The sequence below is a fragment of the Streptomyces sp. NPDC005775 genome (assembly GCF_042871565.1).
Lineage (GTDB): Bacteria > Actinomycetota > Actinomycetes > Streptomycetales > Streptomycetaceae > Streptomyces.
Genome location: NZ_JBIAIU010000024.1, coordinates 45,019 through 68,452, shown reverse-complemented (window position 1 = coordinate 68,452; position 23,434 = coordinate 45,019). Strand labels below are relative to the sequence as shown.

The 23,434-nt window shown below is 70.7% G+C and carries 20 protein-coding genes and 1 riboswitch; of the genes, 16 read left to right on the top strand and 4 right to left on the bottom strand.

The window, feature by feature from the left end:
• Positions 1 to 188: 188 nt before the first annotated feature.
• Complete coding sequence (locus ACFYPA_RS35790; RefSeq protein WP_359319519.1) at positions 189 to 2,531, bottom strand: chitinase C-terminal domain-containing protein; 2,343 nt, start codon at positions 2,529 to 2,531, stop codon at positions 189 to 191.
• Between the two features lie 263 nt (positions 2,532 to 2,794).
• Positions 2,795 to 2,925: riboswitch (FMN riboswitch) on the top strand.
• A gap of 157 nt (positions 2,926 to 3,082) precedes the next feature.
• On the opposite strand from ACFYPA_RS35790, the gene ribD reads away from it, so the two are divergent.
• From ribD to ACFYPA_RS35740, 10 genes are all read left to right on the top strand, one after another.
• On the top strand, positions 3,083 to 4,183 hold the full coding sequence (gene ribD / locus ACFYPA_RS35785; RefSeq protein WP_389136776.1) for a bifunctional diaminohydroxyphosphoribosylaminopyrimidine deaminase/5-amino-6-(5-phosphoribosylamino)uracil reductase RibD: 1,101 nt from the start codon (positions 3,083 to 3,085) through the stop codon (positions 4,181 to 4,183).
• Entirely contained in the window at positions 4,184 to 4,801 is a 618-nt protein-coding gene (locus ACFYPA_RS35780; protein ID WP_359086789.1) for a riboflavin synthase, read from the top strand.
• Positions 4,798 to 5,442 carry a nicotinamide mononucleotide transporter family protein gene (locus tag ACFYPA_RS35775; protein ID WP_359086787.1) on the top strand — a complete coding sequence of 215 codons (645 nt, stop codon included), beginning with the start codon at positions 4,798 to 4,800 and terminating at the stop codon, positions 5,440 to 5,442. The genes ACFYPA_RS35780 and ACFYPA_RS35775 overlap by 4 nt, the downstream gene beginning before the upstream one ends.
• Complete coding sequence (locus ACFYPA_RS35770; RefSeq protein WP_389136772.1) at positions 5,439 to 6,737, top strand: bifunctional 3,4-dihydroxy-2-butanone-4-phosphate synthase/GTP cyclohydrolase II; 1,299 nt, start codon at positions 5,439 to 5,441, stop codon at positions 6,735 to 6,737. The genes ACFYPA_RS35775 and ACFYPA_RS35770 overlap by 4 nt, the downstream gene beginning before the upstream one ends.
• A 36-nt stretch (positions 6,738 to 6,773) precedes the next feature.
• A complete protein-coding gene (ribH, locus tag ACFYPA_RS35765; RefSeq protein WP_359086784.1) occupies positions 6,774 to 7,259 on the top strand; it encodes a 6,7-dimethyl-8-ribityllumazine synthase in 486 nt (161 codons plus the stop codon).
• 35 nt (positions 7,260 to 7,294) lie between these two features.
• Positions 7,295 to 7,567, top strand: a complete 273-nt coding sequence (locus ACFYPA_RS35760) for a phosphoribosyl-ATP diphosphatase (protein WP_018524273.1) — start codon at positions 7,295 to 7,297, stop codon at positions 7,565 to 7,567.
• 63 nt (positions 7,568 to 7,630) lie between these two features.
• Positions 7,631 to 8,479: an ATP phosphoribosyltransferase gene (gene hisG, locus ACFYPA_RS35755; protein WP_359086782.1), complete on the top strand. Its 849-nt coding sequence runs from the start codon at positions 7,631 to 7,633 to the stop codon at positions 8,477 to 8,479.
• 20 nt (positions 8,480 to 8,499) lie between these two features.
• Positions 8,500 to 8,952, top strand: a complete 453-nt coding sequence (locus ACFYPA_RS35750) for a PH domain-containing protein (protein WP_359086781.1) — start codon at positions 8,500 to 8,502, stop codon at positions 8,950 to 8,952.
• Positions 8,953 to 9,136: 184 nt separating this feature from the next.
• On the top strand, positions 9,137 to 10,507 hold the full coding sequence (locus ACFYPA_RS35745; protein ID WP_359319523.1) for a hemolysin family protein: 1,371 nt from the start codon (positions 9,137 to 9,139) through the stop codon (positions 10,505 to 10,507).
• Positions 10,504 to 11,601, top strand: coding sequence for a hemolysin family protein (locus ACFYPA_RS35740; RefSeq protein ID WP_359319525.1), 1,098 nt, complete (start codon positions 10,504 to 10,506; stop codon positions 11,599 to 11,601). The genes ACFYPA_RS35745 and ACFYPA_RS35740 overlap by 4 nt, the downstream gene beginning before the upstream one ends.
• 33 nt (positions 11,602 to 11,634) lie before the next feature.
• Here ACFYPA_RS35740 and ACFYPA_RS35735 read toward each other — a convergent pair whose 3' ends face one another.
• Complete coding sequence (locus tag ACFYPA_RS35735) at positions 11,635 to 13,551, bottom strand: AAA family ATPase (RefSeq protein WP_359086775.1); 1,917 nt, start codon at positions 13,549 to 13,551, stop codon at positions 11,635 to 11,637.
• A 359-nt stretch (positions 13,552 to 13,910) separates the two neighbouring features.
• The gene (locus ACFYPA_RS35730) at positions 13,911 to 14,540 is read right to left on the bottom strand and encodes a hypothetical protein (RefSeq protein ID WP_359319527.1); all 630 of its coding nucleotides are present in this window, start codon (positions 14,538 to 14,540) and stop codon (positions 13,911 to 13,913) included.
• Between the two features lie 181 nt (positions 14,541 to 14,721).
• On the opposite strand from ACFYPA_RS35730, the gene ACFYPA_RS35725 reads away from it, so the two are divergent.
• Complete coding sequence (locus ACFYPA_RS35725) at positions 14,722 to 16,089, top strand: peptidase C39 family protein (protein WP_359086772.1); 1,368 nt, start codon at positions 14,722 to 14,724, stop codon at positions 16,087 to 16,089.
• 81 nt (positions 16,090 to 16,170) lie between these two features.
• Here the strand turns inward: ACFYPA_RS35725 and ACFYPA_RS35720 are convergent, their stop codons facing one another.
• Complete coding sequence (locus tag ACFYPA_RS35720) at positions 16,171 to 17,163, bottom strand: LacI family DNA-binding transcriptional regulator (RefSeq protein WP_389136767.1); 993 nt, start codon at positions 17,161 to 17,163, stop codon at positions 16,171 to 16,173.
• A gap of 303 nt (positions 17,164 to 17,466) precedes the next feature.
• Here ACFYPA_RS35720 and ACFYPA_RS35715 point away from each other — a divergent pair, with 303 nt between their 5' ends.
• The 5 genes from ACFYPA_RS35715 (at position 17,467) to ACFYPA_RS35695 (ending at position 23,401) form a co-directional block, all read left to right on the top strand.
• A complete protein-coding gene (locus ACFYPA_RS35715) occupies positions 17,467 to 18,393 on the top strand; it encodes a sugar ABC transporter permease (protein WP_359319529.1) in 927 nt (308 codons plus the stop codon).
• Positions 18,394 to 18,397: 4 nt separating this feature from the next.
• A complete protein-coding gene (locus ACFYPA_RS35710; RefSeq protein ID WP_359086766.1) occupies positions 18,398 to 19,330 on the top strand; it encodes a carbohydrate ABC transporter permease in 933 nt (310 codons plus the stop codon).
• 135 nt (positions 19,331 to 19,465) lie between these two features.
• On the top strand, positions 19,466 to 20,803 hold the full coding sequence (locus ACFYPA_RS35705) for a sugar ABC transporter substrate-binding protein (protein WP_359086765.1): 1,338 nt from the start codon (positions 19,466 to 19,468) through the stop codon (positions 20,801 to 20,803).
• Positions 20,804 to 20,844: 41 nt separating this feature from the next.
• Positions 20,845 to 22,941, top strand: coding sequence for a beta-galactosidase (locus ACFYPA_RS35700; RefSeq protein WP_389136763.1), 2,097 nt, complete (start codon positions 20,845 to 20,847; stop codon positions 22,939 to 22,941).
• 307 nt (positions 22,942 to 23,248) lie between these two features.
• Complete coding sequence (locus tag ACFYPA_RS35695; RefSeq protein ID WP_359086761.1) at positions 23,249 to 23,401, top strand: SCO1431 family membrane protein; 153 nt, start codon at positions 23,249 to 23,251, stop codon at positions 23,399 to 23,401.
• The last annotated feature ends 33 nt before the right edge of the window (positions 23,402 to 23,434 follow it).

The following is a 23,434-nucleotide window of genomic DNA, read 5'->3' as shown; positions in this document are numbered from 1 at the left end:
CCCCGGAGGGGCACCGCCCCCACCCACCGGGCAGCGGCGCACCCCGCGGGGAACCCGCACAAAAGCCCGTCCGGCGATTGAGGACGGAACCCCGCACCCGCTGCCGCCCGCCCAAGGGCCCGGCACCGGCGACCCGGGCGCGCAGAGGACCCGCTGCCGCCCGCCCAAGGGCCCCGCCCCGGACGGGATCAGCAGGCGCCCAGGTCCTGCCAGACCCCCCATTCGCCCGTGGACCCGGGCGTCTCACCCTTCGTCCACCACTTGGCCTTCCACTGGTGCGAGCCATGGCTGACGGTCGCACCGGCTCCGTACGAGGCCGACGCGCTCCAGGCGTCCGCGGCGCAACTGCCACCCGTCGGGTCCGGGCTCGGCCCGCCCGTGCCGGACGGGTCGGGAGACGGCGTGCTGCCGCCCGGCTCGACGACCGTCGTACCGCGCGCCAGATCGGCGGCCAGCGCGTAGGACTTCCCGCCGAAGGTCACCGTCCAGTTCGACGGCGTGGACGTCGGCAGGTAGTAGACGAAGTCGACCTGCACCGACGCGCCGGGCGCCAGCGTCTGCCAGGACGGCAGCTTGAGCGAGACGCGGTTGTAGTCGCCCTTCAGTCCGCCGACGTTGTTCGCGGCGGTGTGGTCGCTGCGCACGATCGTGGTGCCGAAGCCGGACTGGTCCTTGGCGTTGGCGGGTGCCGAGGTCGCGTAGTCGAACTGGAACTCCGTGGCGCCGGGCAGCGTCGCCGTCGTGTTGTTGGTGATCTTCAGCTTGGGGCTGATCGGGTAGTTGGAGTCACCCAGCGGGAACTGGTCGAAGGAGACGTCGATGTCCAGGGCCTGCGTGGGCAGGTCGATGGTGGAGCGCCTGGCCCCGTACGGGGCGGCGGACTTGAAGGTGTCGTACATCGTCGAGGTGAGCGTGGAGCCCGGCTCGTACTGGCCCTTCGCGGCGTTCCAGCCGTAGTCGCCCGCGAGCTCCCAGATCATGGTGCCGCCGATGCCCTTGTCGGCCACGTAGTCCGCCTTGGCCTTCACCGACTGCTCGTCCTCGGTGGAGAGGAAGACCTTCTTCTCGGCGTTCCACAGCCAGGGCGCGACGAGCGTCGAGTCGTAGTTGCGGACGTAGGTGCCGGTCAGCTTCGTGTCCGCGGGGAACCCGTAGTCCGTGACGTAGTCGCCGACGACGCCCTTCTCCAGGTTCTTCGCGTGCCACATCGGGTTGGAGCCGGCCGGTGCCTCCCTGCCGTTGGTGTCCAGGTCGTGCCAGAGGTTGTCGATGCCGACGGCACCGTCTCCGCACTTGGTGAGGCCCGCACCGGCCGGGCAGTCGGTGGAGGCCGCCCTGCCCCAGAGGCCGTTCGTGCCGCCCTGCACGTTCTTGAAGCCGCGGGTGTAGTACGGCAGCCCGATGTTGATCCGGCCGGCCGGCATCGAGCCGCGGAAGTAGTGGTAGGCCCAGTCGGTGTTGAGGTAGCCGGTCCCGCCGTACTGCGAGGTGGAGTAGACGCTCGCCTGGGCGAGTTCGGCGTCCTTGCCGTCGTCGAACAGGGAGGCGTTCGGGCCGACGTACTCGTTCCAGGCGCCGTGCAGGTCGTACGACATGATGTTGACGTAGTCCAGGTACTTCTGGACCTGGAAGGTCTCCATCCCGCGCAGCAGGTAGCCGGACGAGGGCGCGGCGACGCTGAGCAGGTAGTGCTTGCCGTCGGCGGCGGACGCGCGGTCGAGCTTCTCGCGCAGCGTCTTCATCAGCGCGGCGTAGCTCTTGACCAGTCCGGCCCGGCGGGCGTTGGACAGGGTCCAGTCCAGCGGGTTGCCCGCGTCCTTCATCGTGGTCGGGTACTCGTAGTCGATGTCGACGCCGTTGAAGCCGTACTTCTTGATGAAGTCGACCGTCGAGTCGGCGAAGGTGTTGATCCCGCTCTGGTTGACCGAGCCGTCGGCGTTGGTCGCCATCGAGTAGAAGCCGCCGGAGTCGATCCGCTTGCCGCTGTCGTCGAAGTACCCGCCGGTCTCGGCCCAGCCGCCGACCGAGACCATCGTCTTCACGTTCGGGTGCTGCTTCTTGAACTTGTTGAGCAGGTTGAAATGGCCCTTGTAGGGGAGGCCCGGGTCCATTTCGGCGCCGGCGACGCCCGGCCAGGTCATGCCGGTCGAGGCGTTGTCCGGCCCGTCGCCGCCGACCGAGATCCTGTGGGCGCCGTCGACGTGGGCGAAGGCGTAGTTGAGGTGGGTGACCTTGTCCCACGGGATGTCGGAGGCGAGGTAGGCGGGTGTGCCGTCCTTGCCGGTCCGCCAGTTGGTGAAGTAGCCGATGACGCGCCGCGGGTGGCCGGCGCCCATCTTCTCGCGGCCCTCGGAGTCGTACACGGAGCAGTACGGGACGGCGACGCCCGGTGTCTCGTAGAGCCCGTCGGGGCGACAGGACTCCTGGTCGGCGGCTTGCGACGGGGTTGCGGCGAGCGAGCCGACCAGCAGGGCGGCGATGGTGGCGCCGGCTGCGAGCAGGGTGGCTCTCGCGCGGGTGGGGGACAGCACGTTCGGTTCCTCCTGGGGAGGTCGGCAGAACACAACTGACAAGGGGGTGGGTCGTGTTGGGTTCCGGGTGTGCGCACACCGCGGAACCGCTCCTCGGAGGTGACGCAGAGATTAAGAGGACTAGACCAGTGCGTCAATAGGTCTGGACCAATAAAGGCGAGGTGTCCGAAAAGAGCCTTGTCACGGCCTGTCTGTGAGCCACTCCACAGCGTTCGCCCGTATGGGGCACGGCCACTCGTGGCACACTGATCGTGTACCAGCAGCAGCGCACTCCGGGGTCGGTGCAATTCCGAACCGGCGGTTATAGTCCGCGACCCGTCCGCATCCAGCGGCCGGTTGACCAGGTGGGATTCCTGGACCGACGGTTAAAGTCCGGATGGGAGGCAGTGCGCGGCGGGCCGTTTCGCGGGTACGCCGCCGTCGGCGGATGGTTTTCGGGCGACCGATCCATCCGTTTTTCGGGCATTCGGCGTCCTCCTGTGCGACGTACCGCTTCATCTGTCGTCATCGACAGGCCCCGGAGTCCGTGCCCGAAGAGGCAGGAGGACCCGGTGGACACCGCAGCCGACATCACCGCCATGCGCCGAGCCGTCACGCTCGCCGCCCGCGGTCTCGGCTCCACCAGCCCCAATCCGGTCGTCGGATGTGTCGTCGTCGACGCGACGGGACACCCCGTCGGCGAGGGCTTCCACCAGCGTGCCGGCGGGCCGCACGCCGAGATCCACGCCCTGCGCGCGGCCGGTGCGAAGGCCCGTGGCGGGACCGCCTACGTCACCCTCGAACCCTGTAACCACACCGGTCGCACCGGCCCCTGCGCCCAAGCGCTCATCGAAGCCGGGATCACCCGCGTCGTGTACGCGGTCGGCGACCCGAACCCCCAGGCCACCGGCGGTGCGGACACCCTGCGCGCCGCCGGGGTCACGGCCGAGCGTGGCCTGCTCTCCGAGGAGGCCGAAGCGGTCAACGCCGCGTGGCTGACCTCGGTGCGCCTCGGGCGTCCGCACGTGACCTGGAAGTACGCGGCGACCCTCGACGGCCGGATCGCGGCCGCCGACGCCACCAGCCGCTGGATCACCTCGGCCGAGTCCCGCGCCGACGTCCACCGGCTGCGTGCCGAGGCGGACGCCGTCATGGTCGGCTCCGGCACCGCCCGCACCGACGATCCCCAGCTCGGTGTACGGGGCATCGAGGGTGCGGTCCAGCCCCTGCGGGTCGTCGTCGACACCGCCGCCGACGCGGTACGGCCCGGCGCCCGGCTCCTCGACGCCACCGCGCCCACCGTGGTCGCCGTCGCCGAGGACGCCGACGCCCGCCACCTCCCCGACGAGTCCGTCCTGCGGCTGCCACGCGCGGCAGGCGGCCCCGGGCTCGACCTCTCCGCGCTCCTCGCCGCCCTCCACGGACGCGGCGTCCGCTCCGTGCTCCTCGAAGGCGGCCCGACCCTGGCCGGGGCGTTCGTCGCGGCGGGACTGGTCGACAAGGTCGTCGGCTATCTCGCCCCCGTACTCCTCGGCGCCGGCCCCGCCGCCCTCGCCGACGCCGGAATCTCCACCATCGCGCAGGCGTTGCGCCTCGATGTGACCGACACCGTGTCCATCGGCCCCGATCTGCGCATCACCGCCGTCCCCGGACCCGCCCGGAAGGAAATCTGAGTGTTCACCGGAATTGTCGAAGAACTGGGTGAGGTCACCGCCGTCGAGAAGCTCGGCGACGCCTCACGATTCCGCCTGCGCGGGCCCGTCGTCACCGAGGGCGCGAAACACGGCGACTCGATCGCCGTCAACGGCGTCTGCCTGACCGTCGTCGACCTCGGCGAGCACGAGTTCACCGCCGATGTGATGGCCGAGACGCTGAACCGCTCCAGCCTCGGCGCGCTGGCGACCGGCTCCCGGGTCAACCTGGAGCGCCCCATGGCGCTCGGCGGCCGGCTCGGCGGACACATCGTCCAGGGCCACGTCGACGGGACGGGCCGCATCGTCGGACGCGAGGTCTCCGAGAACTGGGAGATCGTGAAGATCTCCCTGCCGGCGGACCTGACCCGCTACGTGGTGGAGAAGGGGTCGATCACCGTCGACGGCGTGAGTCTCACCGTCGTCGACGCCGGCCCCGACTACTTCACCATCAGCCTCATCCCCACCACCCTCGCCCTGACCACGCTCGGCATCAAGGAGCCCGGCGACCCGGTCAACCTGGAGGTGGACGTGATCGCGAAGTACGTCGAGCGGCTGCTCGGCAACTCCGCGCAGGAACCCGGGGAGCCGGCGAAGTGAGCGCCCTGCACTGGCTGAACTCGGAGGCGTTCACCGTCTTCGACCAGCACATCATCTGGTCCGACATGATCGGCAACACGATCGGTCTGATCGCCCTGACCCTGGGCTGGCTCCGCTCGATCTGGACCTGGCCCGCCCAGCTCCTGTCCGGCGCGGTGCTGGTCGCCGCCAACGTCTCCGTCCACCAGGCGGGCAGCGTCGGCAAGCAGCTCATCGTCATCGCGGTGGCCGTCTGGGGCTGGCAGCAGTGGTCCCGTGGCCGGCAGCAGGCCCAGGACGGCTCGATCGCCGTACGGTTCGCCACCTGGCGCGAGCGCGGGTACCTGCTCGGCGGCGCCGCCCTCGGCACCGTCGCCGTCGGCGGCCTGTTCACCGCGTTCCCCTCGCTCTCCTGGAGCCCGTGGGCGGACGCGTACATCTTCGCCGGAACCCTCGTGGCGATGCTCGCCCAGGCCCGCGGCATGGTCGAGTTCTGGTTCGCCTGGCTCCTCGTCGACCTCGTCGGCGTACCGCTCAACTTCCACAGCGGTCTCGCCTTCTCCGGTCTCATCTACGTCGTCTACGGGGCGCTCGTCCTGTGGGGCATGCGCGACTGGTGGCTGCGTACGCGGACACCCGCTCTGAAGGGAGCCACGGCATGACTGCCCAGCCCACCTGGTTGCACCGCGATCACGACGTCCCCGCCGAGGACCTCTCCCTCGACCCCGTCGAGCAGGCCATCCGTGACATCGCCGCAGGCCGGCCCGTCGTGGTCGTCGACGACGAGGACCGGGAGAACGAGGGCGACCTCGTCATCGCGGCCGAGAAGGCCACGCCCGAGATCGTCGCCTTCATGATGAGTGAGTGCCGCGGACTGATCTGCGCGCCCATGGAGAACGACGAGCTGGAACGGCTCGAACTGCCGCAGATGGTCGCGCACAACACCGAGTCGATGAAGACCGCCTTCACCGTCTCCGTCGACGCCTCGGCCGCCCACGGCGTGAGCACCGGCATCTCCGCCGCCGACCGGGCCACCACGCTCCGGCTGCTGGCGGGCGGAGCGGCCGGACCGGGCGACTTCGTGCGCCCCGGTCACATCTTCCCGTTGCGCGCCCGCTCCGGCGGCGTACTCGTGCGCAACGGGCACACCGAGGCCGCCGTCGATCTGGCCCGGCTCGCCGGCCTCCGGCCCGCCGGGGCGATCGTCGAGATCGCGGGGGAGGACGGCATCATGCTGCGTCTTCCCCAGCTGGTCCCGTTCGCCCGCAAGCACGGGCTGACGATCATCTCCATCGAGGGCCTGATCGCCTACCGGCGGACCTCCGAGCCGACCGTGCGCCGCGAGGCCGAGGTGCGGCTGCCGACCGACTTCGGCGCGTTCACCGCGTACGGCTACCGCTCCACCGTGGACGGCGTCGAGCACGTCGCCCTGGTCCACGGCGACATCGGGGACGGCGACGACGTCCTGGTCCGGGTCCACTCCGAGTGCCTGACCGGCGACATCTTCCGGTCCCAGCGCTGCGACTGCGGCCCCCAGCTGCAGGCATCGATGCGGCGCATCACGGAGGAGGGGCGCGGCGTGGTCGTCTATCTGCGCGGCCACGAGGGCCGCGGCATCGGCCTGCTGTCCAAGCTGCGCGCGTACGAACTCCAGGAGCGGGGCGTCGACACCCTCGACGCCAACCTGGAGCTCGGCCTGCCCGCCGACGCCCGGGACTATGCCGCCGGCGCCCAGATCCTCAAGGACCTCGGCGTCCACAGTCTGCGGCTCATGACGAACAACCCCGAGAAGACCGCCGCGGTCCTGCGGCACGGCCTGACCGTCACCGGTCGTGAGCCGATGCCCGTCCAGGCCGGCGAGCACAATCTGCGCTACCTGCGCACCAAGCGCGACCGCATGGGCCACGACCTGCCCTGGCTCGACGCCGCCACCGCGTCGACCTGTGGCAACCAGTAACGCACCAGTACGTATCCGGAACGAAGTAGGAGAGACATGAGCGGCAAGGGCGCACCCGAACTGTCCGTACGCAACTGCGGTGACCTGCGCGTCGCCGTTGTCGCGGCGCAGTGGCACGAGAAGGTCATGGACGGGCTCGTCGACGGCGCACTGCGCGCGCTGCACGAGCTGGGCATCGACGAGCCGACCCTCCTGAGGGTCCCCGGCAGCTTCGAGCTCCCGGTCGTGGCCAAGGTGCTGGCCGGGCGCGGGTACGACGCGGTCGTCGCCCTCGGCGTGATCATCCGCGGCGGCACCCCGCACTTCGAATACGTGTCCCACGGCGTGACCAACGGCCTGACCCAGGTCGCCGTCGACACCGGTGTCCCCGTCGGCTTCGGTGTCCTCACCTGTGACACGGAGGAGCAGGCACTCGACCGGGCCGGTCTGGAGGGGTCCAACGAGGACAAGGGGCACGAAGCGGTCACCGCCGCCGTCGCCACCGCCACCACACTGCGCTCGGTCAGCGAACCCTGGCGCTGAGTGCGGGTCCAGGACCCCTTATTCTTGAGGACATCATGGCGAACAAAACCTTCGAAGAGCTCTTCGCCGAGCTGCAGCTCAAGGCCGCCAACGGCGACCCCTCCACCTCCCGCACCGCCGAGCTGGTGGACAAGGGTGTGCATGCCATCGGCAAGAAGGTCGTCGAGGAGGCCGCCGAAGTCTGGATGGCCGCCGAGCACGAGAGCAAGGACGCCGCCGCCGAGGAGATCTCGCAGCTGCTGTACCACGTCCAGGTGATGATGGTCGCGCGCGGAATCTCCCTCGACGACGTCTACGCCCATCTCTGAGCACGACCTCCGCGTCCGTTCCGCACGTTCCAGCCGCCTCTTTCGCAAAGGAAACCCGACCTCATGCTGCGCATCGCCGTCCCCAACAAGGGTGCTATCTCCGGGCCTGCGATGGCGATGCTCCATGAGGCGGGTTACAAGCAGCGCAAGGAGTCCAAGGAACTCGTCCTCGTCGACCCCGAGAACCAGGTGGAGTTCTTCTACCTGCGCCCGCGCGACATCGCGATCTACGTCAGCTCGGGCCGCCTCGACATCGGCATCACCGGCCGCGACCTGCTGCTGGACAGCGGCGCCGACGCCGAGGAGATCCTCCAGCTCGGCTTCGCCCGCTCCACCTTCCGCTACGCGACCAAGCCCGGCACCGCCGCCGGCCCCCAGGACTTCGACGGCATGACGATCGCCACCTCCTACGAGGGCATCGTCGCCAAGCACCTGGCCGACACCGGCGTCAACGCCTCCGTCGTCCACCTCGACGGTGCGGTGGAGACCGCCATCGAGCTGGGTGTCGCCCAGATCATCGCCGACGTCGTCGAGACCGGCACCAGCATGCGCAACGCCGGACTCGAGGTCATCGGCGAGCCGATCATGAAGTCGGAAGCGGTCGTCATCCGCCGTACCGGCGCCAGTGGCGACGACCCGAAGGTCCAGCAGTTCCTGCGCCGCCTCCAGGGCGTCCTGGTGGCCCGCAGCTACGTGATGATGGACTACGACTGCCGCGTCGAGCACCTGGAGCGCGCGGTCGCCCTCACCCCGGGCCTGGAGTCGCCGACCATCTCCCCGCTGCACCACGAGGGCTGGGTGGCCGTCCGGTCCATGGTCGCCTCCAAGGAGGCCCAGCGGATCATGGACGACCTGTACGACCTCGGCGCCCGCGCCATCCTCACCACGGCCATCCACGCCTGCCGCCTCTGACGGCCGGACGGAAGAAGACCATGTCCGACCCCGCACTCCCCGCCCTGCCGGTCACCTTCCGGCCCACCCTCACCCGGGTGGTCCTGCTGAGCGTCGGAGCGGTGATGTTCGCCGTCATCACCGTCGTCGCCTTCACCCTGGAACAGCTCAGCGGGGGAGAGCGGGTCAGCTTCGTCTTCACCGCGCTGCTCTTCTTCGGTGTCCTGGCACTGCTCAGCCGCCCCAAGATCGTGGCGGACGAGAGCGGGGTGACCGTGGTCAATCTCACCCGTACCCGGCGGCTGTCCTGGGCGGAGATCGTGCGCGTCAACCTGCGCGCCGGCGACCCGTGGGTGTTCCTCGACCTCAGCGACGGGACCAGCCTGCCCGCCCTCGGCATCCAGCCCGGAATCGCCAAGGCACAGGCCATTCGAGACGCCCGGATGCTCCGCGCCCTGGCCGAGAACCGCGGCACCGGCACGGACAACCGCTGAGCCCCCTGCCCCGCAGCGCCTCTCGTTGATTACTCTGGAAGGCGGCGGCGCCCTGTGCGCCCCGCCCCGCACCAGAGGCCCCCGAGGCCCGCGGGGCTTTCCTGCGACCCAAGGAGTGACTCCCTCCAGCAATGGACGGATCTTCCGGTAGTACCTGCGCCGCCCCTTCCGTGGAGGCGGCGGCATGACCACCCCCCTGCTGCTTCTCAGTGCGGCATTCCTTCTCATCCTCGCCAACGGATTCTTCGTGGCGGCCGAATTCGGGCTCGTCACCGTGGAACGGGCGGACGCCGAGCGCGCCGCCGCCGAGGGCGACCGACGGGCCCGAACCGTCGTCGACGCCCTGCGCGAACTCTCCTTCCAGCTCTCCGGCACCCAGCTCGGCATCACCATCACCTCCCTGGTGGTCGGCATGCTCGCCGAGCCGGCCCTCGCCCAGCTGCTGGAAGGTCCCCTGTCCCTGACCGGTCTGCCCGACGGTGCCGTCCCCGGCATCAGCGTGGTCCTCGGCATGCTGCTCGCGGCCGCCGTCCAGATGGTCATCGGCGAACTCGTACCGAAAAACTGGGCGGTCTCCAAGCCGCTCCAGGTCGCGCGGTTCGTCGCCGGTCCGCAGCAGGGCTTCACCCGGGTCTTCCGCCCGGTGATCGGCCTGCTGAACACCGCCGCCAACCGGCTGGTCCGGCTCCTGGGCGTCGAACCGACCGAGGAGCTGGCATCCGCCCGTACGCCGGGGGAGCTCGTCTCCCTCGCGCGGCACTCGGCCGAGGCCGGCACCCTCGAACAGGACACCGCGGACCTCTTCGTACGGACGCTGTCGCTCGCCGGGCTCACCGCCCAGCACGTGATGACGCCGCGCGTGAAGGTCAGCGCCCTCCAGTCCACCGCGACCGCTCAGGACGTCCTCAACCTCACCCGCGCCACCGGCCTCTCCCGCTTCCCCGTCTACCGGGAGCGCATCGACGAGGTCGTCGGCATGATCCACCTCAAGGACGCGCTGGCCGTCCCCGCCCGGGACCGTCTGCGCACCCCGGCCGGCCGGATCGCCGTGCCGCCGCTGCTGGTGCCGGAGACCCTGCCCGTCGAGCAGCTGCTCCAGCGGCTGCGCAACGAGCAGCCGATCGCCGTCGTGGTCGACGAGTACGGCGGCACCGCCGGAGTCGTCACGCTCGAGGACATCATCGAGGAGCTCGTCGGCGAGGTGCGCGACGAGCACGACGCCGAAGGCGCGGACCGCCCCGAGCTGGCCGTCGCCGCCCCCGAGGACGGGCGGCCCGCCTGGGACGCCGAAGGCAGCTGCCGGGTACTGACGCTGCACCGGATAGGCCTAGACGTGCCCGACGGCCCCTACGAGACCGTCGCCGGGCTGGTCGCCGACCTGCTCGGCCGGATCCCCGCCCCCGGTGACCGGGCGGAACTCCCCGGCTGGCGGATCGCCGTCCGGCAGGTCGGCCACTACCGGGCCGAGAAGGTCCGCTTCGTGCGCCTGGCCGACTCGCCCGCACCGGCCACCGCGCCGCGGGCGTCCCGCAAGGTCCTGGAGGCTGCGCGATGAGCCTGGTCCAGTTGCTCTTCGCCGGACTCCTCGTCCTGGCGAACGGCTTCTTCGTCGGGGCGGAGTTCGCTCTCGTCTCGGTACGCCGAAGCCAGATCGAGCCCCATGCGGCAGCCGGTTCGAGCCGGGCCCGCCAGGTGCTGTACGGCCTGGAGAACCTGCCGCAGATGATGGCCGCCGCCCAGTTCGGCATCACCATCTGCTCGTTGACCCTGGGCGCCGTCGCGGAGCCCACCGTCGCCCGTCTGCTGGAGCCGGTCTTCCACGCCGCGCACCTGCCCGAAGGGCTGATCCACCCGCTCGGCTTCGTACTGGCGCTGGTCTTCGTCGTCTTCCTCCACCTCGTCATCGGCGAGATGGTCCCGAAGAACCTGGCGATGGCGGCGCCGGAGAAGACCTCGATGTGGCTCAGCCCCGGCCTCGTCGGATTCGCCCGTCTCTGCCGTCCGGTCACCGCCGCGCTGGGCGCCTGTGCCCGGCTGGTGCTCCGGCTCTTCGGTGTCGAACCGAAGGACGAGGTGGAGGCCGTCTTCACCAGAGCGCAGCTCAACCGGCTCGTCGAGGACTCCGGACAGGCCGGGCTCCTGGAGCCGGGGGCGCAGGAACGGCTGGAGGACGCCCTGGAGCTGGGCAGCAGGCCCGTCACCGACGTACTCCTGCGCCGGGCGGCTCTGGTGACGGTGGACCCCTCCGTCACCCCGCGCCGGATCGAGGAGCTCACCGTGCGGACCGGCTACTCGCGCTTCCCCGTCTGCGCGGAGGGCGGCGGCCCGTTCATGGGCTACCTGCACGTCAAGGACGTCCTCGATCTGGAGGACGGCGAGCGGGCCGTCCCGCAGCACGTGTGGCGTCCGATGGCGACGTTGCGGGCCGAACTGCCGCTGGACGACGCCCTGACCGTGATGCGCCGCGCGGCGACGCATCTGGCCCAGGTCGCCGACGCGTCGGGCCGGGTGCTCGGCCTGGTCGCCATGGAGGACGTACTGGAGATGCTGGTCGGAGAGGTACGGGATCCGGCCCACCGGGTCTCGGAGCCCCGCCGCACCGAGGAGCGGCACACCGGCTCGGACGAACGGTCCGCCCTGGTCGGGTAGGCCCTCCGTCCGGTCCGGCCGGCAGGACCCGTCTCACACCTCGGGCGGTTCCTGCCGGCCCCGGCCCACCGGGCCCCGCCCGGACAGCACCTCGCCGTACGCCTGCATCAGATCCGGCAGCCGCAACGTCGCCAGATCGTCCCGCGTCGGTACCGTCGCGTACCCCGAGAGCCGCAGATCGCGGTAGGCGCAGCTCTTCTCGTACAGGGTGCGCAGGAAGCGGCCGTTGCCCAGCTCGTCGAGCCAGCCCTGGTCGACGACATGACCGCTGATGGAGCGCAGTTCCTCCAGCGACTCCTCGTCCCACGCGTCCCCGTTCTCCGCGGCCAGCACCTCGCCGATGGAAGTGAGTTCCAGCGGCCGGTAGCTGGGGAAGTCCACCCGGGTGGTGAAGCGCGAGGAGAGCCCCGGGTTGGTGGACAGCAGCCGGTCCATACCCTCCGGGTAGCCGGCCAGGATGACGACCAGATGGTCCCGGTTGTCCTCCGCGCGCTTGAGGAGGACCTGCAGGGCCTCGTCTCCGTACGCGTCGCCCTTGCTGTACCCGGTGTTGGCGAGGCTGTACGCCTCGTCGACGAAGAGCACCCCGCCCAGCGCCGAGTCGATCAGCTCATTGGCCTTCACCGCCGTCTGGCCCAGGAACTCGCCGACCAGGTCCGCACGCTGGGCTTCGACCAGATGGTCCCCGCCGAGCAGGCCCAGGGCGTAGAACACCCGGCCCAGGATCCGGGCCACCGTGGTCTTGCCGGTCCCGGACGGGCCCGAGAAGACGAAGTGCCGCTTCGGCGGCTGTACGGGCAGCCCCTGGCCCGCCCGCAGCCGTGCCATGTTCAGCTGCGCCGACAATGCCTTGACCTGCCGCTTCACCGGTTCCAGGCCGACCATCCGCTCCAGCTCCGCCAGCGCCTCGGCCAGCAGTGCCGGATCGCTGGGGCCGGCCGGGAACGGCTGCGGCGCGGACTGACCCGGGACAGCGGTCTTTCGCCGGGCCCCGCCCGGCGGCGGCGACGCCCCGACGCCCGGCAGGTCCTGCGCCTCGACGCCCGGCCGCAGCTCCCTGCCGTCCACCAGATCGGTGCCCAGCAGCGAGTCGCTGTCCGGCTGCGCCTCCGTGAACGTACCGTCGGCGGCCGGGCCGGTCAGCGAGACGGCGGCCAGGCCGGACAGCTCCTCGGAGCCGTCCAGCCCGTCGTAGTCCGTGATCGCGGCCAGCCGCGCCGACGTGTCCATGAACGCCGGGTCGATCCGGTGGACCGCCCGGTACAGGGGCAGGGCGGCGGCGCTGCGTCCTGTGCCCTCGTGCGCGCGGGCCAGCCAGTAGCGCAGCTCCTTGCGCTGCGGCTGCTCGCTGCGGCAGCGCATCAGCGCGGTGGCCAGCAGCGGCTCGGCCTGCCCGTACATCTCCAGCCGTACCCGCGCCATGCCGCCGAAGAGCCCCGCCTCGATGCCCAGCAGCGGATCGTCGGTCAGTTGTTCCGTATGGCGTACGAGTTGCTCCCAGTCCTTGACGAGGTAGGAGCGGCAGGCGTGCAGGAAGCGGACGTGCGCATCGGCGTCCACCGGTGGCAGGCCGGCCAGCGCCCGGTCGAGCTCGGGCACATGCCGGCCGTCGAGCCAGTGCGAGGCGTGCGCGAGCAGCAGGTCGCGCGGGCTCTCCAGCACCGGCTGTACCCACCATCCCAGCCAGTACCAGGAGTTGAGCGTGCGCCGGTAGCGCCCGCGCTGATCGCCGAACCGGTCGCGATGGCGGTACATGTGCAGCAGAGCCGTCGTCGTGTCGACCCGCAGCGCGTGGAGGCCGAGCCAGGCGTCCGCCATACCGGGATCGAGGCGTACCGCGGCTCTGAACTCCTCCTCGGCCTGCGGATAGGCGCCCATCGTGTAGGCGTCCACGCCGCGCAGCCACGCGAGGTCGGCCGGGGCCTGTGCGCCCTGCGTGCCGATGTCCATCAGGTCCCCCACAAACCGTGCCCCCAGGATGTCCCGCCGCACGACGGCCCGCCGAGGCGCGCCGAATCACTGTGCCGTGGACGGGAATTGACCGCACCGAGAGGCATCGTACCTGCGCAGGGAGTGTCCGACTAAGGGCGCCGCAGGTCGAAGACCGACCGTGACCCACGGTGAGCGGAAGCGGGTGCGGCGAGGCCGGAAAGCGGCGTCGAGCACAGAACGAAGCCCCCGATCACGGGGGAACAACCGGGGGCTTCGCGTCTGCGGGGGCTCCGAAAAGCCGCACATTGAGAACGTAAGACCTGTACCGCCCCCGGGTCAAGCGCAGTTGAGGTACTTCCGGTCCGATTTCCGACTGCTCAGTATGGCGGGGTCGGGTGATCACTTTGGGTGACGGAATGGTTCATTCCTGCTGTCGCGGGGGTTCCCTCCAGCCACTCGTACCCCACAGGCAACTGCCGTACCAGTGCGTCGGCCCAGGGGCGCGAGGGATCGGCCGAGAAATGAGCCGACTCGGCGGCCGTCCAGCCGTCCCAGAACGCGCTCAGCGCGGGCCCGTCCCGCCGCCGTCCCCGCGCCCAGGACTCCGTGGCGGGCAGGTCCATCCACAGCAGATGCGCGAGAGCGGGGCGCAGGGCCCGCCGTCCCGCGCCGACGCCCTCGATCAGTACCAGCGGGGCCGGGGGCAGGGTGCGCGGCGGCCCGAAGGCGCGCGCCGTCCAGTCGTACGGCGCGTAGTGGGCGCTCTCCCCTCGCGACAGCGGGCCGGTCACCTGCTCCCGCAGCCTGCCGGTCCATGCGAACAGTTCCTCGTGCGTGGCCAGATCGTCCAGGTGCAGCACGGGGGCGTCATCGAGCGCCGCCGACAGCCGGGCTGCGAAGGTGCTCTTGCCGGACCCCGCGTGGCCGTCGACGGCGATCAGCCGGACCGGCCCGCAGGACGGTGGCAGGGTGCGCAGCCGTGCGGCAAGGCGGGAGAGGTCGTTCATGGCCCCAGCCTACGAGCCGGTGGCCGGCCGGGTGCAGCCGCAGGTCACGCCAGTGGTCCAGACCCATATTGGTCCGTCGACGCGAGCCGAATCGCTGGCCGAACCGGGGGGCGACCCGCAATAGTTGGCGCACTGTCGTGCACCTGCAGCCCCATTCCGCTTACGACCGGGGGTCTCGCCCATGCCCAGTCCGACCTCACGCAGAACCGTGCTCACCGCCGCGATCGCGGCAGCGGCCGGCGCCGGAACGGTGTCGTCCGCCGCTTCCGCCGCCGCGGCTCCATCCCGTACCCGGCCCGACGCACCTTCGGCGGCAGCATCGCTCGTGGACAACCACGCCTGGACCACGTACACCGACTGGCGCTGCGGTTCCGGCGCCGGAACCCGCGCCGTCGCCGGCCGCCGGGCGGGTCTGGTGATCGGCCACCCCCAGGGGCGTACCGACTACACCGACCCGCACACCGGCACCACCGCTGCGTGGGACTACGCCACCTGGACCTCACCGGTCCACCGCTCCACCGTCCCGGCCACCGAGGTCATTGCGTCCTGGAACGCGGACACGCCCGCCGGCACCTGGATCCAGATCGAACTGCGGGGCGACTACTCGGACGGCACCGGGACTCCCTGGTACGTCATGGGCCGCTGGGCCGCGGGCGACGGTGACATCCGCCGTACCTCGGTCGACGACCAGACCGACGGCAAGAGCTCCATCTGGACCGACACCTTCTCGGTGGACGACGCGGCGAGCGGCCTGCGCCTGGTGTCCTACCGGCTGCGGCTGACGCTGTACCGGGCGCCTGGCACCCGGCTGACGCCCACCGTGTGGCGGCTGGGCGCGATGGCCTCGGACATCCCCGACCGCTTCACCGTGCCCGCCTCCGCCCCCGGCCTCGTCCGTGAACTGCCGGTGCCGCGCTACTCGCAGAACGTGCACGTGGGGCAGTACCCCGAGTACGACAACGGCGGCGAGGCGTGGTGCAGCCCCACCTCCTCGCAGATGATCATCGAGTACTGGGGTCGCGGGCCCAGCACCGAGGACCTCTCCTGGGTCAAGCCGGGACTGGAGGACCCGCAGGTCTGCCACGCGGCCCGCTTCACGTACGACAACCAGTACGAGGGCTGCGGGAACTGGCCGTTCAACGCCGCGTACGCGGCGACGTACGAGGACATGAGCGCCGCGGTGACCCGGCTCGGCTCGCTGAAGGACCTGGAGACCCTGGTCAGGGCCGGCATCCCGGTCATAACGTCGCAGTCGTTCCTCAAGACGGAGCTGACCGGTGCGGGCTACGGGACGTCGGGCCACCTGATGACGGTGATCGGCTTCACCGAGGACGGCGACGTGATCGCCAACGACCCGGCATCGCCGAGCGACGAGGCGGTGCGGCGTGTCTACCTGCGGCAGGAGTGGGAGAACATCTGGCTGCGGACGAAGCGCTACGACGCGAACGGCCAGGTCAGGAGTGGTACGGGCGGGGTCTGCTACGTCTACTGGCCCGCTCACCCCACCGGGGACCGGCGCCGTGCTCTGCGGTCGCTCGGTCTTCTGTGACCGGGTAGAAGTCCGCGGGCGCGTCGTCAGCGGCGGCCGCCGTTCCGGCCGTCCTGCGCGAGGCGGCCGGAGCGCGCCGGCTCACAGGCGCCGCGGTGGCGGAGCCGTGCTCGCCCGCACGACGAGGCGTGTGGGGACCAGGGTGGTGCCGTGGTCCGGCCCGCTACGGCGCATCTGGTGCAGGACGCCCTCCACGCAGCGCCGGCCGACCTCGCCGAAGTCCTGGTGGACGGTGGTGAGCGGCGGCTGGAAGGAACCGGCTTCGGCGATGTCGTCGAAGCCGACGACGGACACCTCTTGGGGCACCTTGCGGCCACGCTCGTTCAGGGCGCGCAGCAGGCCGAGTGCCATCTGGTCGTTGGCCACGAACACCGCGGTGCAGTCGGCCTGTCCGGCCAGGTGAAGGCCCGCCCGGTAGCCGGACTCGGCCGACCAGTCGCCCCGGACGATCTCCGGCGTGGCCCGGCCCGCTTTCTGAAGTGCCGTACGCCAGGCGTCCGTCCGGCGTAGCGCCGCGTACGACTCCTCGGGCCCCGCCAGGTGCCAGACCGTTTCGTGGCCGAGGCCGAGAAGGTGACGCACCGCCTCGCGGGTGCCGCCGGCCTGGTCCGTGTCCACCACCGCGTAGCGGTCGCCGGCGTCGGAGTCCGCCACCACGACCTTCACATGGGGCGGGAGCGAAAGGCGGGCCTCGTCGAGGAGGTGGACCTCCATGATGACGATGACCGCGTCCACCGCCAGCTCGCCGAGCCGTGAGAAGGCCCCGCGTACCTCGTCCTGCGTGGGGACGGCGACCGGCAGCAGCGTGACGGCGTATCCCTCGTGAGCGGCCGACGTGGCGATGGCCTCCAGCGTCCGGACGTTGCCGGTCGTGGAGAGGGTGAACGTGATGACGCCGATGGTGCGGAACTCGCCGCGTTTGAGGGCGCGCGCGGCGCTGTTGGGACGGTAGCCGAGGTCCTTCATCGCCGCGAGAACCTGCTGACGGGTCTCCTCGTTGACGCCGGGAAAACCGTTGCTCACGCGCGAGACCGTCTGCGACGAGACCCCGGCGAGGTGCGCGACGTCCGCCATCGACACGGACCTGGGGGCGCGCGAGGCCCGCTTCCCGGGAGCCGGTCCGGCCCGCTCCGGAGGCGGTCCTGGGGTGTGTTCGCCTGCTCCGTCCACCGGTTCCCTCATCAAGTGCCGCCCTTTCAGAGCGACTCTTGACCGCTCATCTGGAGGCAGTGTAGACATGCCGCCACCGAATGTTTACGCAAACATAACGCCTGGGCGGCGGAATGGCCCAGCCGGTGGACCGGCCCGGAACATGTGCGTGGATCTCGTTCTCGGTTGTCGGTTCCGGTGGGGTGAAGCACGAGCGAGGGGCGCGAGATGACGACGCTGCAACCGCCGGCGGCCGCGGTGGCCGACCCGGCCGGACCACCGGTGCGCAGGGCGCGCCGTTCGTGGACGGGGTGGGGGTTCATCGGCCCCTTCGTCCTCGTCTTCGCGCTGGTCTTCCTGGCGCCCCTCGCGTACTCGGTCTACCTGAGCCTGTTCCGGACCCAGCTCATCGGCGGCACCTCCTTCGTGGGCCTGGACAACTACCAGCAGGCGCTCCAGGACGGGCAGTTCTGGGACGGCGTCCTGCGCGTCGGACTGTTCCTGCTGGTCCAGGTCCCGATCATGCTGGGCATCGCCCTGCTCGTCGCGCTCGCGATCGACAGCGGCCGGCTGTTCGGCAAGGACTTCTTCCGGATCGCCGTCTTCCTGCCGTACGCCGTGCCCGCCGTCGTGGCGACCCTCATGTGGGGCTTCATGTACGGGCCCCGCTTCGGTCTCGTCGGTGACATCAACGACGCCCTGGGCGCGCACCTGCCCGACCCGCTGTCATCCGGCCTGGTCCTGGCGTCCATCGGCAACATCGTGACCTGGGAGTTCGTCGGCTACAACATGCTGATCTTCTACTCCGCGCTGCGCGTCGTCCCGCACGCCCTGTACGAGGCCGCGGAGATCGACGGCGCGGGCCAGTGGCGGGTCATCTCGGCGATCAAGCTCCCGGCGATCCGGGGCGCCCTGGTCATCGCCACGATCTTCTCGGTCATCGGCAGTTTCCAGCTCTTCAACGAGCCCGCCATCCTCCAGAAGCTCGCGCCGAACGCGATCACCACCGACTACACCCCGAACTACTACACGTACTCGCTGTCCTTCTCCGGCCAGCAGCACAACTACTCCGCGACGGTCGCCATCGTCATGGGGGTCATCACGATGGTCGTGGCCTATGTCGTCCAGCTGCGCGGCATGCGCAAGGGAGCGTGACCCGATGAGCACCACCACCGCCCCGCGTCCGGTGAAGCCACCGAGGTCCGCCGCCCCGCGCCTGCGTACCCCGCGCCGTGCGCACGCACCGGGCCGGCCGCGCCGCAGCGTCCTGCTGACCGCGCTCACCGGCGTCGTCCTCCTGTACAGCCTGCTGCCGCTGCTGTGGCTCGTCATCAGCGCCACCAAGTCACAAGCCGGACTCGCCCGTTCGTTCGGCCTCTGGTTCGACCGGGACTTCGACCTCTGGGACAACGTCAGCCAGACCTTCACGTACCAGGACGGCGTCTTCGGCCGCTGGCTCCTCAACACCCTGCTGTACGTGGTGGTGGGCGCGGGCGGGGCGACCCTCCTGGCCGTCCTCGGCGGGTACGCGCTCGCCAAGTTCCGGTTCCCCGGCAAGCGCGCCGTGTTCGCGGTCGTCATCGGGGCCGTGGCGGTACCCACCACCGCACTGGCCGTGCCGACCTTCCTGATGTTCAGCAAGATCGGGCTGACCGACACCCCGTGGGCTGTCATCATCCCCTCCCTGATCTCGCCGTTCGGTCTGTACCTGATGTGGGTGTACGCCACCGACGCGATCCCCGCAGAGCTGATGGAGGCGGCCCGCATCGACGGCGCGAGCGAGCTGCGTACGTTCTTCCAGGTCGCCCTGCCCCTGCTCGCACCCGGCACGGTCACCGTCCTGCTCTTCACCACGGTCGCGACCTGGAACAACTACTTCCTGCCGCTGATCATGCTCAAGGACCCCGACTGGTATCCGCTGACCCTCGGCCTCGACGCCTGGAACAAGCAGGCGGCCACGGCCGGTGGTGAGGCCGTCTTCAACCTGGTCGTCACCGGCTCGCTGCTCACCGTCGTGCCGCTCATCGCCGCCTTCCTGCTCCTCCAGCGGTTCTGGCAGTCAGGCCTGTCCGCCGGAAGCGTCAAGGAGTAGCGCAGCCCGGGGCGGCCTCCCCGAGCCGCTTCCCGCATCCGCGGGACCCGAAGGCCACGCATCCGTAAGTCCGCCCGTCCGCGGAGTTCCGCGTCCGTAAGTCCTGTCGAACCACGAGGAAGTGGAAGTACCGCCATGTCCAAGCACTCCCGCCGTCCGCTGCGCGCCCTCGGTCTCGTCTGCGCTCTGGCCCTCGCGGCGACCGCTTGCGGTTCCGACGACGACAGCGGTGGCCACGAGCAGGTGGGCGCCACCGACCTGCAGACCGCGCTGAAGAACGGCGGCACCGTCACGGTGTGGGCCTGGGAGCCCACGCTGAAGCAGGTCGCCGCCGACTTCGAGAAGAAGTACCCGAAGGTCGACATCAAGCTGGTCAACGCGGGCACCAACAACGACCAGTACAAGGCGCTGCAGAACGCCATCTCGGCGAAGAAGGGCGTCCCGGACGTCGCGCAGATCGAGTACTACGCACTCAGCCAGTACGCCCTGACGAAGTCCGTCACCGACCTGAAGCCCTTCGGCGCCGACAAGCTGGCCGGCTCGTACTCGCCGGGTCCGTGGAACTCGGTGCAGGCCGGGGACGGCATATACGGCCTGCCCATGGACTCCGGCCCCATGGCGCTCTTCTACAACAAGAAGGTCTTCGACAAGTACGGCATCGCCGTGCCGACGACCTGGGACGAGTACGTCGACGCCGCCCGCAAGCTGCACAAGGCCGACCCGAAGGCCTACATCACCAGTGACGTCGGCGACGCCGGGCTGACCACCAGCCTCCTGTGGCAGGCGGGTTCGCACCCCTACAAGGTCGACGGGACCGAGGTCGGCATCGACTTCGGCGACGCGGGGGCCAAGAAGTACACCGAGACCTGGCAGAAGCTCATCGACGAGAAGCTCCTCGCGCCCGTCGCCGGCTGGAGCGACGACTGGTACAAGGGCCTCGGTGACGGCACCATCGCCACGCTGCCGACCGGCGCGTGGATGCCCGCGAACTTCGCGTCCGGCGTGAAGGGCGCGGCCGGTGACTGGCGCGCGGCCCCGCTGCCGCAGTGGACGAAGGGGGCCGACGCCGCCGCCGAGAACGGAGGCAGCTCCCTCGCGCTGCCCGAAGCGGGCAAGAACAAGGAGCTCGCCTACGCCTTCGTCGAGTACGCCAACTCCGGTGCGGGTGTGCAGACACGGATCAGGAACGGCGCCTTCCCGGCCACCACGAAGGACCTGAACGACCAGGCCTTCCAGGACACCGCGTTCCCGTACTTCGCTGGACAGAAGGCCAACAAGGTCTTCGCCGACGCGGCGAAGGCCGTGCCCGCCGGCTGGAACTACCTGCCGTACCAGGTGTACGCCAACTCGATCTTCAACGACACCGTGGGCAAGGCCTACGTCTCGGGCACGAAGCTCGGCGACGGGCTCGCGGCGTGGCAGGACGCGTCCGCCAAGTACGGCAAGGAGCAGGGCTTCACCGTCGACAAGTAGCCCACCCCGCGACACGACCACGCAGCACTGGAAGGACCGGCATGACCTCCCCCCTCACCTCTCGCTTCCCGTACGCGAAAGGGCCCGACGGCAGCCGTCGGCTCGGCTACGGCGCCGACTACAACCCCGAGCAGTGGCCGCGGGAGGTGTGGGAGGAGGACGTCCGGCTGATGCGCGAGGCGGGGGTCACCATCGTCTCCCTGGCGATCTTCTCCTGGGCCCGGATCCAGCCCACCTCCGACACCTGGGACTTCGGCTGGCTGGACGAGGTCATGGACCTGCTGCACGCCGGAGGCATCGGTGTCGACCTGGCCACGGCCACGGCCTCACCGCCGCCGTGGCTGACCACCGCGCACCCGGAGATCCTGCCGGTGACCGCGACCGGCGAGACCGTGTGGCCGGGCGCCCGCCAGCACTGGCGGCCCACGTCCCCCGTCTTCCGGGAGCACGCCCTGCGTCTCGTCCGGAAGCTGGCGACGCGCTACGCGGACCACCCCGCGCTCGTCGCCTGGCACGTCAGCAACGAGCTGGGCTGTCACAACGTCTACGACTTCTCCGACGACGCCGCGGACGCCTTCCGCGCCTGGCTGCGCCGCCGGTACACGATGCTGGACGCCCTCAACCACGCCTGGGGCACCGCCTTCTGGTCGCAGCGCTACAGCGACTGGGACCAGATCCTGCCGCCGCGGCTCGCCGCTTCGCATCCCAACCCGACGCAGCAGCTGGACTTCAAGCGCTTCTCCTCCGACGCGCTCAAGGACCACCTGCTGGCCGAACGCGAGCTCCTCCGCGAGCTGACCCCGGGTGTGCCCGTCACCACGAACTTCATGGTGATGAGCGGTATCAAGGGCATGGACTACGCGGACTGGGCCGACGCCGTCGACTTCGTGGCCAACGATCACTACGTGATCCCCGGGCCCCGGGACCGCGACGAGCTGTCGTTCTCCGCCAATCTGACGAGCGGCATCGCGGGGCACCGCCCCTGGTTCCTGATGGAGCACTCCACCAGCGCCGTGAACTGGCAGCCCGTCAACGTGGCCAAGGGCCCGGGTGAGCTGGCCCGCGACTCGCTTCTGCACGTGGCGCACGGCGCCGACGCCGTGTGCTTCTTCCAGTGGCGCCAGTCCGCGGCCGGCGCCGAGAAGTACCACTCCGCGATGGTTCCGCACGCCGGTGCCGACAGCGAGCTCTTCCGTGCGGTGGTGGACCTCGGCGGAACGCTGGACGCCCTCGCTCCGGTCGCGGGTTCCGCGCGTGAACCCGCCCGGGTGGCCGTCCTCTTCGACTGGGACTCGTGGTGGGCCGCGGAGCACGACTCCCACCCCACCTCACGCCTCGACTACCACCGCGAGGCCCTCGACTGGTATTCGGCTCTGCTGCGGTTGGGCATCCGCGCCGACATCGTGCCCGCCCACCGCACCGACCTCTGCGCATACGACGTCGTGATCGCTCCGGTGCTGCACATGGTGTCGCAGACGGCCGCCAAGAACCTCACCCGGTACGCCGAGAACGGCGGCCACCTCATCACCACGTACTTCTCGGGCGTCGTCGACGAGAACGACCACATCTGGCTCGGCGGCCACCCCGGCGCCCTGCGTGAGCTCCTCGGCATCCGGATCGAGGAGTTCGGGCCGCTGCTGGACGGCGAAACCGTCGACCTCGCCCTCGAACTGCCCGACGGCACCGCCACGGGAAGTCTGTGGACCGACCGGATCGACGTCACCGGGCCGGACGTCGCGGTCCTCGCGCGCTACCGCACGGGTGCGTACGCCGGGCGGCCGGCGGTCACGCGCCGCCGCACGGGCGGCGGCTCGGCCTCCTACGTCTCCACGCGCCTCGGCGCCGAGGGTCTCGCAGGGCTGCTGCCCGCTCTGCTCGCGCCGGCGGAGGTCACGAGTGAGCTGCCGGAGGCGGCCCGGGGGGCCGTGGAGCTCACGGTGCGCCGCGACGCGCACAACCGCTACCTGTTCCTGGTCAACCGGGGCGGGACGCCGGTGGACCTGCCGGCGATGGCCGGTGAGGTGCTGGTCGGCCCGGCTGCCGACGGCGGGCTCGTTCTGCCGCCGCGCGAGGTCGTGGTCCTGCGGCAGCGGGTACCGGGCGGCAACGGCGCGGAGCACGGGCGTTCCACGGGGTGACACCCGCCGGGAGGCCTGGGGCGGAGGGGCACACGGGGTGCGCGTCCCGACCTGACGGGGCCGGTGGGCATCCGTACCGGGACGGGCGAGGCCCTGGCGCGGCGGTGTGGTGTCGGGCACAGGTGGCCCTCTCCGCCGGTGCGTTCCGTCGGCCCCGGTGCCGGGTGGTGGCGGGGCGGGCGACCGCTGACGCCGTCGGACCGCCCCGGGGGCCGTGACGCAGATCTCTACCACGCGGGCCCGTCCGGCTGGCACTGTGGTCGGGTCCTCGGGGGACACCGACTGCCGGCCGACCGAACGAGATGCCATGACCGCGACTGCTGCCGCAACCACCACCCCTGCCCGCCGCCGCGCGCGGACCGGCGGGCCCGAGGACGGCTCCAAGCTGCTGGAGAACCTCCTGGGCTGGACGCTCGTCGTCGTCATCGCCATGTTCGTCACACAACTCGGCCTCATGTGAGGGGCGGGGAGCCCGCCCGGCTCCCCGCCCCTC